The organism is Photobacterium sp. GB-50, from assembly GCF_003026755.1.
Classification (GTDB): domain Bacteria; phylum Pseudomonadota; class Gammaproteobacteria; order Enterobacterales; family Vibrionaceae; genus Photobacterium.
The window spans coordinates 99902-114155 of the sequence record NZ_PYNX01000007.1; the positions used below are offsets into that span (position 1 = coordinate 99902).

Sequence of the window (14254 nt, forward strand, 5' to 3'; positions counted from 1 at the left end):
TTAAGCTAATATTATCAAGAAAAGAACACTAAACGGAACAGCTTATGATTCGGAATGTTATATTTGATTTTGGTGCAGTGTTATTTGAGTGGGATCCACAGAAAATAGTAGATACTTTTACTCAATCTATAGATGAGCAAAATATCCTAATGAAACAAGTACTCGCCCACCCTGATTGGTTAGCGCTTGATCGTGGGACCATGCTACTAGCAGAGGAAATACCTAAATTTTCAGCAAGGACAGGAATTTCATGCCAACGGATGGAAGATTTCATTAACCATATCCAATTAAGTTTGGAAAAAATACCAGAAACTGAGGCATTATTTTTTAGAATTCTAGATAAAAACTACCCTACCTACTACCTAACCAATATGTGTAGTGCTTTTTTTGAAACCTTGTACGAAAAGCATCATTTTATTTCATTTTTTGACGGTGGTGTTGTTTCAGGAAAAGAGCTAACTATGAAGCCAGAGCCTGAAATCTTTCATCTTTTGTGTCAACGTTATCATCTTAATCCCCATGAATGTCTCTTTATTGATGATCATTATCCTAATATCGAAACAGCTAAATCACTCGGGTTTAATACGGTGCATTTTACACCAACGCAAGACTGTATAAGAGAAATAGAAGAAGTACTTGCAATGTTTAGCCCTGAAATCCAAGCTTTTTAATGAATTTTAACAATCACTTGAACCAATAATGGTGTATCCAGTCTATTATCAGTAAATAGATATATTATTTGTTTCAGGAGTATGTGTGAAAAACATTTTTATCTCTGCGGTGCTTTTGCTTGCCTCAGGAACAACTTTTGCTACACCACAATGTGATGGAAAATCCATTGTGGGCCCCGTTGAAACGATCAAAGTAAAAGATCTTGGTATTAATTATAAAGCCCGTATAGATACAGGAGCTAACACAACATCTATCAATGCTTACAATATCAAAATCGACGGAAAAACTGAGAACGACGACAGTAAGCAAGGTATGCATAATAATTTAGGACGCAAGATTACTTTCACAACTGAGAATGAGCTTGGTCAAGAAGTCACGCACACCGCTAAAATTATTAAAGTAAGTAAAATTCGTAATGCGCAAGGTGTCGAGCGTCGTTATGCCGTTGTCATGGATCTGATTTGGAACGGTCAGAACAAAGCAATTCCTGTTAACTTACGTGATCGTAGTAAATTAGAATACAAACTCTTAATTGGACGTAACTGGCTAGAAGGTGATTACCTTGTTGATGTTACAAAAGAAGATGCTGACGATTAGATAATAAAAAACAAAGAGTAAGTCATAACGATTAAAACAAAGCCTGCTGAATTAGCAGGCTTTGTCGTTTATTGCGCTTTAGATTGTTTCTCAATGACTTTATCAAGGTATTGCTTAATGGATGTCGCATTACCCTTTAATAACTGCCCTCTTAAAAGCAAATACCATTCGTTAGGCTTACCCGTATCATTACGTATGATAAAACCACGATAGTTCTCAGATGAACCTTGGGAAACGGGCTTTGAGGATTGAGATGAGAACTTCTGAGGATGAATGAATGTACTCATGTCCAACCACCAATCAACACTTTTTTTAATTTCAGTCAGTGTGCCGCTGATAGGGTTACCTTTAATTGCTGATTTCCATTCATTGGTAACGCCCGTTGTATTTTCAATAGTATATCCACGGTGAAAAATCCGTTTTTTCATACTGTTGATCCTTGTCTTACTTTAAGTCCAACATCATGATAACAAGGTTACCATTTGTTAATAAATGCTCTGTAATTTAAGCATGATGTTTTATTGATGACTAGTATTTTAATGCTACTAAAGCGGTTTATGTTTAAAGTTTGCATACTTTGTTCAATATATAGTGTTATAATTTACTCTAGATATAAAGTTATAGTGCGTTAGGTGTTAAGTAATGGCGAAAAAAATTCCAATTATTGATTGTGATGTAAAACGTGCCAAAAGTATTACTCAGTTTAAACAAGTGGCAGATAACATTGCTATTTGGCAATCACTTACCCACTATAGTTACGCTAAAAATACCTTGGTGGCGTTTAAAAATGACTGGAACCACTTTTTAATATTCTGTGAAAACAATAAGGTATCAGCATTACCTGCAACAGCTGAAACAGTGCATCGTTTTATCGAAAAAATGGCAGAGTCACGTAAATTAGCCAGCCTAAAACGTTACATTGTCACTATAGGACTTATTCATAAATGTCATGCCCTAGCTAATCCATGTCAAAGCCAAGAAATTAAGCTCGCAATGCATAAGCAGCGGTTAAATAAACATGATGATTACACCCATGCACAAGGCTTTAGAGATAATCATTTACAGGCATTACTTGATATCTTTGCCCTATCAACAAAACCCAAAGATGTCCGCGATATGGCCATTTGGGCTATTACCTTTGAGGCAATGTTAAAACGTTCAGAAGTCGCAGCACTGACAATAAATCATATTGAAATAGAAGATTCGGGCTTAATCAATATCACTGTGAACGATCGGATTATTGCCCTTAGCGATTTAGCCTCTAAAGCGGTTCAACGCTGGTTAACACTCGGCATGATTATGGACAGCTTTGTATTTAGACGTATTGATAGACACAGTAACATTGGCGATAAACCACTGGATCACTCATCAATTTACCGTGTTTTCCGTCGTGCAAGCCAAGAGTTGGATTTACCTGCTGATGTCATTTTCTCAGGACAATCACCCCGTGTTGGTGCAAGCCAAGATTTAGCCGATTCTGGTCTATCTATTAGTCAAATTCAGCATCAGGGACGTTGGCGAAGCCCTGCTATGCCCGCACAATATATTGGCCAACGTGGTAAACGTGATAATGAATTAAAAAAATTCGCTAAGAAAAACAGCGATAAATAACTTCACATCCACCAGCAAAAAGCCCGTAAACTTGTTCATAAACATGTATACGGGCTTTATTTTATATTTAGCTAAACGTGGCGATGATTACTTCGCTGCGCTCTTAATTGCTTGTTCGATGAACTCAGCAAATTTATGTCCGTGATGCTCTAGCATTTTCGGGAACATAGAAATTGGCGTCATTCCTGGGAAGGTATTGATTTCATTCAGTAGGATTTCGTTGTCTTCACTTAGGAAGAAATCAATACGAGAAAGATCTTTTAGCTTCATTTGTACAAACGCTTTACGAGCATAAGTGCGGATCGCTTCAATCTGCTCTTGCGTTAAGTTCTCTGCTTCAACCATGGTGGTTGATACACTATCAGCGCTGTATTTTTCTTCGTAGCTGTAGAATTTATCAGTTGGGCAAGATACTTCACCCGGCTTGGTGATCACTAGCTCGTCACCGTATTGGTAAGCAGCAATTTCCAGTTCACGTGGACGAATCGCTTTTTCAATAAGTACTTGATCAGAGTAACCAAACGCATTGTTAACAGCATCTGTTAGTTCTTGTTCAGTCGTTACGCAGTAACAACCAACTGAAGATCCCTGACAAGCCGCTTTAACAAAGACCTTGCCCCACTTTTTAAATGCTTCAAGCGCTTCTTGATGTGCTTCTTGGTTGTTTTCACTTAGGAAAATATAAGGCGTGTTAGGGATGTTTAGTGCATCAAACCACAGTTTAGTTGTGATCTTATTAAAGCAATTTGTGCTTGCTTCTGCTCCACACCCTAAGAAAGGTAGACCAGCGATTGTCAGTAAAGATTGCAGATCGCCCGTTTCACCTGGGAAACCATGAACACAAGGAATGACATAATCGATCACTATTTCTTGATCGCCAACAATCAATGTTTTGTCTAAATTTAACTCACAAGAACGATTTTCAGCGTCTAACCAGCCGTCATTTTTAGTCATCTCTACTCGAGTATAAGTAACACCGCTGATCGTTTTTAGTTGCTCTTCAATAAAGTTTGCTGATACGAGAGAAACTTCATGCTCAGCACTACCGCCGCCGCATAATAATAAAACATGGATAGAGCTCATCATCATCCCTTGTAAACGCCGCTAGCTTTAGATGTCGCTAACGTGAAAATAATTAATAACTTTGATACAAATAGAACCAATGCAAAATCGTCAAAGTCTGTGTGAATAACATAGTAATCAAAAAAATCGATACTGTGCACCCTCTGCTATCGTGAATCGTGATTTATTTTAAATTTGACTCGTTACTTGCTTAGTAAATCAACGCTTCTAACACCGTGCTTACATGTATCTACTGGACTTACGACAATAAAAAAGTCATTTACCGTAATAAATGACTTTTCATCAATATAATCTGTTATGTGAAATGCTTAACGAATACGTTGTAATGTTGGATATTGTGTTGCTTCAATATCTGCGAGGTTACGAACAAATGCGCCAGATTGAACCACTTTTTGAGGCATAGCTGCCAGTGCTGCCTTTGCAGTTTCATAATCCTTGTAATGGCCATATAGCAAGGTATAGACACTACTACCATTGATCATCTTATCATTTAGCCATGCAGGTTGATCGGTGGGTAACTGACTTAAATAAGGTTTAAATTCATTTGTTTCACGCATGGCTAACAGTTGAATGCTGAACCCTTTAACGGCTGTGGTTTTCTCCCCTACTGCAGTTTCTTCTGTCGTCGTCTCTTTATCAACCGCGTTTTGTGTTTCATCAATAGGCTGTGTATTTGGCGTGGCTTCTGTCGCTTGTTCATTCACAGCTTCAGGTTCTGGTGTGCTTTCAACCGCCATTTCTGCCGCTTGTTCAGCCGTTGTTGCTGCTGTCGCTACATTCGCTGCTGCTTGTGGTGTTGCCTCGACTACATTTTTGTTCTGAGTATTTTCAGCAACACGTTGGGCTGATACTTGATGGTCTTCACCCACGATATCTACCATATCATTAGGTGTTTGAACCTTAGCATTATCAGCTTGTGCTATATTTTGCTCAGGCTCTATTGCTGTCGTCTGCGTATTTGGGGTTTCAGTTGTTGTTGGTACAACAGCAGGTGTTGTTTCTGTTGGGAGTTGTTTTTCACTAATGGCGACAGATTCACTGGATAAATATAAAGGTTCAGACACAACACTTGGATCGACTTCCGCTACGGTATCGATAGGTTTTATTGTTTGTTCTGCATTAGATTGATTAATTGTTTCAACCGGTGCTTGAGTTTGCGGTGTAGACATACAGCCAGTAAGTGCAGCTAGCATACTGATAGTAAATATTTTTTTCATGATTGGATTCAGACCTAACGAAAGTGTAGCAACTACATTAATGATATTCTGCCGTGCCTTTATTCACCAATCAACAGTAACCTTCTATTAATAGATTCTTTATTAAGTAATTGTTTTAAAGGTCACGCTAAAAAGGAAAAAAGCCCCCTGCATTATACAGAGCGAAATGTTAGCGATAAAAAGAATTAATACGGTTCAGTTGATTATAATGTTGCATTGATGCCTAGCCTTTACTCTCGATCACCAGCTACATTTGTATTTGTTTTTCCACCACCGCCAAAGTACTCAATATCAAATAAGTTCTTCAGATTTAAGCGTAATTCAACATCGGTTTCAGTAGCACTCATACCGTCAGATATACCTGAGTCAAAACGTATATATTCATTTTAAGCATCGATATTTTTTCTCATGAAAGGTATTTTTTTAAAGCAGGTCAATGAAAAGCTATATTGACTAAATAGTTATTTAAGTCAGCATCTTCATTCAGTAAACTGACGTTATTATTTTGTATTGTGTTTTATTTTGGAGTAGATATGGCTGATCCCCATATTAAATGTGAACTTGATGTATTAGATAAGCTCACTGTTGTGCTTTACCGTTCTGCACTAACGATTGCTGCACTTATCATGGCTATTATTGGCTACGAAACGATACCGGCAACGCCATTCTTAATTATTGTCGCTTTATTAGCTTCAACAACCGTCCACATTTATGACAAACGCTTCCGCTGGTTAATTCAAGGCGCTGGTTTATTTGCTGCTATTTGGCTAATTGCTGGTTTATGGCAACCGTTAGCATTAGGTGCTGCTTTATTTGTGTTTAGCGCACTCTCCGTCAAAGAATACTTTTGTTTTCAAATTAAAGCATTGCTGCTTACCCCTATTGTATTAGCTGGCTTTTGGTTCTGTTTTATCTTTAATGTTCCCGCCGGCGTTATTGCGTGTGCAATGCTTGGCGCAATCTTATTAGGCGTAGCTGCATTTAGTAAGTGGCGTATGCCTTTACATTTTGATATTGGTGATAAAACACGTTATCAAGTTTAAGCAATGACATTTTATTGATGATAACAAGAGATCATAGCGATCTCTTTTTTATTACTGCTTAGCCAACTTTCGAATATGTTTCTGTTCATACATATTCTGATCTGCAATGTTGAGTGCAGCTTTAACACCATCATCTAAGGTGCCAATACCATATGAAAAGCTCAGATATAGTTCTTGAGCTGAAAAATACTCTTCAATACTAGTACGTATTTTTTCCATTCTTTTACTTACAACATCAACGTATAGACTATCGAACAGTAATATAAATTCATCGCCGCCAAAACGAATCATGACATCATTCGTACGTAACATAGTTTTCAAAGTGTAAGCAAAATCACGTAGAACCTCATCGCCTTTACTATGTCCGTACGAGTCATTAATAGGTTTAAAACCATCTAGATCAATAAACACTAATTGTTGGCTATGTTTAACATAGCTTGATTCTAAGTAATCTTTTTGAAAGCAACCCGTTAAATTATCAATCGAGATATTACCGTTATCTTCATAGACACTACAAATCACAAAGTCTTGGCCAAAGTGGGTTAACTTTTGGCGATAAGTCTGAAAAAACTGACTACCATTGTCTGTTTCTACGGTTTCATTTGATGTAATGAAACAACTATTACCATTAAGTAATTCTTGATCTAGCGCTAAGCAAGTACGGTAATCAGGAAATATTCTGCATACCTCATCAACAGGTACATCAACTAAATCCATATTAAGGTAATCAATATGCTTTTGATTGTTATAAATCGCATTACCGTTATTATCACGAATAATGACAAATGCATCACAGGTACTAATCAGTGATGACATCAGTAAAGAAGGTGCACTATTACAGTTTTCTAAGATCTCTTTATAATTCTCGTTGATCCTTTGTTGCTCTGCATAAACATCAAAACTATTGGGACTCACACCGATAATATTATAGTGATCAATTTGAGTTAACTTTTCTATCGCCGCTCTGGCTTCTAGTGGGCTTTTAGAACGATTAAGTTCATAAATCGCCTGATCAAGTGCTAAACATAAAGACTTTTGCCCTTTTTCATTAACTGACAAGGACTTTGTTGGTTGCAATTTATCTACATGTAACGGTTTGGAAAAATAGAAACCTTGGTATTCCATCTCTCCAAACTGCTTTAGCAAATTCAACTGTTCAAAGGTTTCTATTCCTTCAACAATAATTCTTTTACCTAGAACTTTAGCTATTTTTTCATAAGTTGTTCTTACTAACGAATAGGCGACATAGCTTTGATCTATATTCTCAATTAATTTTCTATCTAATTTAATGTAATCGACATCAAGATGAATCAACATCTCACTATTGATATAGCCTTTGCCGTAATCATCCAGCGCAAAATTCACACCAACGGCTTTTAATTCAGCAATTGCCGCTTGAATTTGACGAAAATCATGACACTTATCATGGTTCGTTAATTCTAATATAACATTTTTCTCAACAGCGAAGATTTCTTTACATTGTTTAATAAACTCAAAGTTAATCAAACTGTTAATTGAAATATTAATCGCAATTCTTATCTTTGACGCACAGTGATTAACTCCACGTTGCTCAAGTACCTGACGAATAACCATGAGATCAAAATTCACAGTATCTTCTACAGCATTGACATAGTTTTGAATATTAATCGATTGTTCGGCAGCACATAATAGCGCTTCATAAGATGAGATTTCGCCGTTGATATATCTGGGCTGATAGTGGAATGTAAATTTAGATAGCATATTTATTATTCTTTCTTGTTCTATATTAATGAATAATAATTCAACAGTTAAAAATACTCCAAAAAGAAACTGTAACAAAATCTATATAAAAACAATTAGATAACTTATTGATAAAAAATAATGTTAATTGAATGAATTGTGTAATTATCTAGTCAAGTATCGATATTAATGATCCTCTTAGCTTTATCTCTTTATGAATTTATTACGTTCAGATCACAGCTCTTTGGCTAGGTTTTCCATCTTATCTGATTCAGGTTTATCCTATAACTAGCTTATCTATTAACTATAAAGGATATCGATCATGGATGGGATGAGACGTTTGCTCAAACCAAAATCAATTACCGTTATTGGCGCATCAGATAACCCTTCGCGTGCCGGTAATGTGGTTATTCGGAATCTCTTATCCGATCAATTCCGTGGTCCTATTATGCCTGTCACACCAAAATATGATGCGGTAGCAGGTATTCTCGCTTATCCTGATATTGCTAGCCTACCGCGTGTCCCTGATTTAGCTATTGTGTGTACTCGGGCTGAGTTAAATATTGATATCGTTGAACAACTGGGTAAGAAAGGCGTTAAAGCTGCTATTATTCTTGCGGCAGGAATGAATAATCCACAGTTAAACCCCGCCCCTTTTACGCCAAACCATCAGCCAAGCCTTGAAGATCAAATGTTGGCAAAAGCCAAAGAATATGGAATGCGATTAATCGGCCCTAATAGTATGGGATTGATCTTACCGTGGCTAAACTTGAACGCATCGTTTTCTCCTATAAGTGCTAATAAAGGAAATATTGCCTTCATCTCTCAATCGGCGGCTGTTTGTACCACTATTTTAGATTGGGCAAAAAATAAGAGTATTGGATTCTCTACCTTTTTGTCACTCGGTGATGCTTGCGATATTAACTTTGCGGAGTTATTAGATACCTTATGCCAAGATTCTAAAACAGAAGCGATTTTGCTTTACATTGATTCGGTAAAAGATGCACGCCGTTTTATGTCTGCCGCTAGGGCCGCTGCTCGTAACCGCCGAATACTGGTGTTAAAAAGTGGCCGAACACAAGCGGGCAGCTCTGCTGCACATATCCATACCGGTGGTGATATTGGCTTAGATGCGGTTTATGACGCTGCGATTAGGCGATCAGGTATGTTACGCGTAAACAATACTCATGAACTGTTTGCTGCGGTTGAAACACTTGCCCACTCTGTGCCGTTACGAGGCGAGCGCTTAGCGATTTTAACCAATGGCGGCGGGCCTGCAATTATGGCTGTCGATGCGCTTTCAGATCGCGGTGGAAAACTTGCCCAACTCAGTCCTGAAACCATTAATCGGCTTTCTGCTGTGTTACCTTCATCTTGGTCTCACTCTAATCCCATTGATATTATTGGTGATGCTGATATAACGCGTTACCAACAGGCAATTAAGATCTTATTAGACAGTGATGATTTTGATGCCTTATTGATCATGCACAGTCCATCTGCTATTGCGCCCGATACAGCGACCGCTGAAGCACTCGTTGACACTCTCCACCAGCACCCTCGGACTAAACGTTTTAATATATTGACTAATTGGGCAGGTGAAAACGAAGCGGCTATAGCACGAAGAACCTTTACAGAAGCAGGGTTTCCTGCCTATCGCACTCCTGAAAGCGCAGTCTCCGCTTTCATGCATTTAGTCGAATACCGACGTAACCAAAAGCAACTGATGGAAACACCGGCTTCTGTTGGCTATGACAATCATAATTCACATCAAGTCCATGAATTAGTGAATATCATGCTGACCAATAATATTCATCATTTAGAAACGCATGAAGCTCGCCCGATTTTAGAATGTTATGGCTTTAATACTCTACCAACATGGATTGCGCTTGATGCTGTTGAAGCCGTTCATATTGCTGAGCAAATAGGCTATCCCGTTGCGGTTAAGTTACGCTCTCCTGATATACGACATAAATCAGAAATACATGGCGTTGTTCTTCATTTACGTACCGCAGCAGAAGTTGAAACCGCAGCGCAAGCTATCTTTGATAGGGCTACTATGCTTTACCCCACTGCGCGTATTGATGGATTGTTAGTACAACGTATGGCAGATCGTTCAGGGGCACAGGAATTGCGGATCGATGTACATAATGATCCGATCTTTGGCCCTGTGATCTTAATGGGTGAAGATAATGCGCATTGGGATATCCACCGTGACGCAGCAGTAGGTATACCACCATTAAATATGGCGCTGGCTCGTTATATGGTGATCGATGCTCTAAAAACAGGAAAAATCAAACAGCGCAGTGCATTAGAGAAAATAGACATTCCTGCTTTGTGTAATTTATTGGTTAAGATCTCACATTTGATCATCGATTGCCCAGAGATCAAAGCCCTTAATATTCATCCATTATTAATCAGCGGTAGTGATCTCACTGTGTTAGATGCCTCAATGGAGATTCAATCTTTCAGTGGTGATAAACAAAAACGCCTTGCGATACGTCCTTACCCTAAAGAGTACGAAGAAAGTTGTGTGCTCAAAGATGGTCAAACCTTACTATTGCGCCCTATTTTGCCTGAAGATGAACCGTTACATAAAACCTTTATGTCTAAGGTTTCGGTTGAAGATCTTTATAAACGCTTTTTCTCTGATGTCGGCGAGCTAAACCATGAAGCACTCGCTAAGTTTACGCAAATAGACTACGACCGTGAGATGGCTTTTGTTGCCGTTGCACAAAATGCCAATATCAACCCAGATACAAATGAGAAAGAAGATGTTGTTTTAGGTGTTGCTCGGGCATTATCTGATCCTAAAAACCACGATGCCGAGTTTGCGATTCTAGTACGCTCTGATATGAAAGGATTAGGACTTGGCAGTATCTTAATGGACAAGTTAGTGAGATACAGTAAACAACGTGGATTGCAATATTTAACGGGAATGACGATGCCGTCAAATCGCGGGATGATCCATCTTGCAGAGAAAGTCGGTTTTAGCATTGATGTACAACTAGAAGATGGCATTGTGGAAATGCTACTTCCACTTACTGACAAAAAAGATAGCTAATCTCCGAGGCAGCCATTCGATGAAATCATCAAATTGCTGCCTTTTTTGATTTTATTGCTTATATTCAACATCTAACGTTAAACTTTAAATTGACGAATTATATAATGTAGCTGTGATGATAAATCAGATAATTCTTGGGTGGATTTAACGGTTTCATTAACGCTTTGAGCACTTTGCTGAGAAATCATATTCACCGTTTCCATGTTTCTATTTATTTCTTCAGTCGTTGTACTTTGCTCTTCTGAAGCATTAGCACTTTGTGTATTCATATCGTTGATCTTGGCAATAGATTCGCTGATCACGCCAAACGCATCTCGGGATTTCGTCGCATTCACAACACTTTCTTTCACAAAGTTATTGCTCTTATCCATGCTGACAACTAGTTCGTTAGTGCCTAGCTGCACTTTTTCAATTAATACTTGAATTTCTGTCGTTGAATCTTGCGTGCGTTTTGCTAACTCTCTGACTTCATCAGCCACAACAGCAAAACCTCGCCCTTGATCGCCAGCTCGTGCCGCTTCAATTGCAGCATTTAAAGCCAGCAAATTCGTTTGATCTGCGATGCCGCGAATAACATCTAAAATTCCACCTATATTTTCAGTCTCTTGCACCAATTGATTTAACCGTACTGAGGTGAGGTTTATTTCTTCATCAAGTTGATGGATACCTTCTATTGTATCTTTAACAATGATAATCCCTGATTGCGCTTCCCTATTTGCTTCATTAGCGAATTGAGCGGCTGAAAAGGCATTCTGTGCAACTTCTTGAACTGACATAGACATTTGATTCATCGCCACTGCCACTTCATCTGTCATATGTTGTTGTTCTTTCACACCTTGGCTTGATTGCGTCGTTATCGTGGTTAAATTATCTGATGCATTTCCAAGTTGATCACTCGCATTACTCATTTTTAAAATGATTTGTTTTAAGCTATCTGCTGTTGTTTGCAATGCAGTGAGTAATACACCTACTTCATTATTACCATTTGGCTTGATTTGAATCGTTAAATTACCGTTAGCGAGCTCTTTTGCGGCAACAACCGCTCGTCCTATTGGTCCAGTGATGGTTTTCGAAATAATAATGCCAATAATCAAGGTAAGAATCGCTGTAATGATTCCCCCCCAAGTAATCACTTTGGTTGCTAAATCCGCAGCATTTTCTGCCGATATTTTACGTTGCTGCATTAAGTCTTTTTCAACTACGATGATATCATTCACTTTAGTACGCAGTTCGTCCATGTAGATCTTGCCTTGCTTCGTTGAAAGCTCTTGGTATAAATCTTCCATCACTTTGTAATCAAGCCCATTTTTTATCAGCTTAATTGCAACCTCAGCATAATTATTAATCCAAGCATTGACGTTTCTATCTTCAAACTTGTTGAATTTAAATATATTTTCTAACTCTTTCTTACCGATGTAATACGGCTCAAGGTAAGCTTCATCTTTATTAATGATATAACCACGTAATCCTGTTTCCATATTAATTAACGCTTGGAGTACATCAGTGCTTTTATAGCCAAACTTTCTATCTTTTACTTCAACTCGAATCTGATCCATAAGCTTCTTCCCCATTCCAGAAGCTAATAGTTCATCGATTTCAATGGCTGCATTCTCACCACTTTTAATATCTTTTCGAAGCTTAATGATATTTTCTGCATACTTTTGCCAGTTCATCGCATCACTCTCGACTTTATCAAACCGTCGTTGTTGTGTTGGATTATCACTGGTCAATTGTTTAACAATATTAAGATCTTTTTTGAACCTATCTTTACCACTCACATAAGGTTCTAAATATTCAGTTTGTCCACCAATAGCAAAACCGCGCAGTCCTGTTTCTTGATCAATCATCGCACTAACAAGCCCATTCGCATGATCGATAACTTTATATGTGTGTTCTACTTTTTTGGATGTTTGCTCCATTGTATTAATTGCATTCCATACAATGGTAAATAAAACGCCAAGTAAAAAAATAACGAAGCCATTACTTATTAGTAGCTTATTTCTTATTGAAATATTGGAGATATTCATAATGTATTAGCCTTTTATTATTGAGTAATAACGGCAGATATGACGGCGATCACTTCAGTTAACCCAAAATGTCCATAGCTTGTAGCCTTATATAGAATAAGCAATTAATTGCACTTAAATTTATAAACTACAGTAATTTGTTTTAAAACTGAGAATATCAAACGTATTGATAAAATTATCTTTAAAGCCGTAGCATATTTAGCTAACAAAAATGCCTTATACACTATAATTTTCACTTTAAAGACAGTTATCCGAATTATGTGAGGTGTTACTGTGTATAACTATCTAAACACTGAGGGATATAAAACACGTCATTATTTATATTTACTCACCACTATCATGAGCTTTTTGTTTCTATCGCATTTTACTTACGCAGGAACGACCAAAAATATTGGTACCAACATTCCTCTTGATGATCAGTACGGATTAGCACTTGAACCTGCTCCAACTATCACTTATCGCTTTTTACCACCAGCAGCCGGACAGCAACAAATTGAACAATTTATAGAACAATCTCCTGTACTCGACACCATCAAACAACTTAGCCAACGTCGTTTTATTTTCTCACCCAGTTTACAGGTTGTGTTCGGTTCTAAAGATGGCCCACTGTTCGATCCTGAGAAAAATTCGATCCACATTCCCTATCAATTTGTCATTGAAGTCCGTAAACGTTTTAAAAATAAAGGCTTGATCAACAATCAACGAGAGTTAAATCAAGCAACAGAAGATGCATTATTACATACCCTACTACATGAAATTGGTCATGCTTATATTCTTGATAGAGCAATACCCATTTTAGGCAAAGAGGAAGATTCCATTGATAACTTTGCGACTATCCTATTACTTAACGATATCGCAAGAGGAGATGAAATAGCGATGAACTCCGCCGATTTATTTGCGTTAGAAGATCTGGATATAGACAGTTTTGATGACGCGGATTTTGTCAGCGAGCACAGTTTAGACTTGCAGCGTTACTATAATATTTTATGTTTAGTGTATGGTAGTAACCCTAACCGTTATCAACGTATATTCGATGAGTTACCCGTCTCTGAACGCCAACAGCAAAAAGAGCGTTGTCCTGAATATTTTTCTGTCATTAATCAAGGCTGGTTGCATTATCTTGCCGAATAACGATAAGCAAGCTGATATGAATGATATATTCATTGCAAATCAATATTTAAAGCTATAAATAACCCAAATATGACAAAGCAAAAAACAATCACT

At 37.7% G+C, this 14254-nt stretch carries 11 protein-coding genes; 6 read left to right on the forward strand and 5 right to left on the reverse strand.

Annotated features, from left to right (window positions below):
• The first annotated feature begins 44 nt into the window (after positions 1-44).
• Together C9J41_RS11430 and C9J41_RS11435 are read left to right on the forward strand one after the other, a co-directional pair.
• Complete coding sequence (locus C9J41_RS11430) at positions 45-671, forward strand: HAD family phosphatase (RefSeq protein ID WP_107247425.1); 627 nt, start codon at positions 45-47, stop codon at positions 669-671.
• Between the two features lie 85 nt (positions 672-756).
• Positions 757-1269, forward strand: coding sequence for a RimK/LysX family protein (locus tag C9J41_RS11435; RefSeq protein WP_107207925.1), 513 nt, complete (start codon positions 757-759; stop codon positions 1267-1269).
• Positions 1270-1337: 68 nt separating this feature from the next.
• Here the strand turns inward: C9J41_RS11435 and C9J41_RS11440 are convergent, their stop codons facing one another.
• Entirely contained in the window at positions 1338-1697 is a 360-nt protein-coding gene (locus C9J41_RS11440) for a DUF3319 domain-containing protein (RefSeq protein WP_107207923.1), read from the reverse strand.
• 214 nt (positions 1698-1911) lie between these two features.
• Here C9J41_RS11440 and C9J41_RS11445 point away from each other — a divergent pair, with 214 nt between their 5' ends.
• Positions 1912-2880 (forward strand): tyrosine-type recombinase/integrase, encoded by a 969-nt coding sequence (locus C9J41_RS11445; protein WP_107294595.1) that lies wholly within the window; start codon positions 1912-1914, stop codon positions 2878-2880.
• Positions 2881-2967: 87 nt separating this feature from the next.
• Here C9J41_RS11445 and C9J41_RS11450 read toward each other — a convergent pair whose 3' ends face one another.
• Positions 2968-3963 carry a D-alanine--D-alanine ligase gene (locus C9J41_RS11450; RefSeq protein WP_107292632.1) on the reverse strand — a complete coding sequence of 332 codons (996 nt, stop codon included), beginning with the start codon at positions 3961-3963 and terminating at the stop codon, positions 2968-2970.
• Positions 3964-4271: 308 nt separating this feature from the next.
• Positions 4272-5180 carry an SPOR domain-containing protein gene (locus C9J41_RS11455; RefSeq protein WP_107294596.1) on the reverse strand — a complete coding sequence of 303 codons (909 nt, stop codon included), beginning with the start codon at positions 5178-5180 and terminating at the stop codon, positions 4272-4274.
• Between the two features lie 533 nt (positions 5181-5713).
• On the opposite strand from C9J41_RS11455, the gene C9J41_RS11460 reads away from it, so the two are divergent.
• Positions 5714-6223, forward strand: coding sequence for a hypothetical protein (locus C9J41_RS11460; protein WP_107207916.1), 510 nt, complete (start codon positions 5714-5716; stop codon positions 6221-6223).
• A gap of 51 nt (positions 6224-6274) precedes the next feature.
• Here C9J41_RS11460 and C9J41_RS11465 read toward each other — a convergent pair whose 3' ends face one another.
• Entirely contained in the window at positions 6275-7963 is a 1689-nt protein-coding gene (locus tag C9J41_RS11465) for a GGDEF domain-containing protein (RefSeq protein ID WP_107294597.1), read from the reverse strand.
• A gap of 301 nt (positions 7964-8264) precedes the next feature.
• Here C9J41_RS11465 and C9J41_RS11470 point away from each other — a divergent pair, with 301 nt between their 5' ends.
• Positions 8265-11003: a bifunctional acetate--CoA ligase family protein/GNAT family N-acetyltransferase gene (locus C9J41_RS11470; RefSeq protein ID WP_107261299.1), complete on the forward strand. Its 2739-nt coding sequence runs from the start codon at positions 8265-8267 to the stop codon at positions 11001-11003.
• A 77-nt stretch (positions 11004-11080) separates the two neighbouring features.
• Here the strand turns inward: C9J41_RS11470 and C9J41_RS11475 are convergent, their stop codons facing one another.
• A complete protein-coding gene (locus tag C9J41_RS11475; RefSeq protein ID WP_107291011.1) occupies positions 11081-13030 on the reverse strand; it encodes a CHASE3 domain-containing protein in 1950 nt (649 codons plus the stop codon).
• 273 nt (positions 13031-13303) lie between these two features.
• Here C9J41_RS11475 and C9J41_RS11480 point away from each other — a divergent pair, with 273 nt between their 5' ends.
• Positions 13304-14161 carry a DUF4344 domain-containing metallopeptidase gene (locus C9J41_RS11480; protein WP_107207910.1) on the forward strand — a complete coding sequence of 286 codons (858 nt, stop codon included), beginning with the start codon at positions 13304-13306 and terminating at the stop codon, positions 14159-14161.
• The last annotated feature ends 93 nt before the right edge of the window (positions 14162-14254 follow it).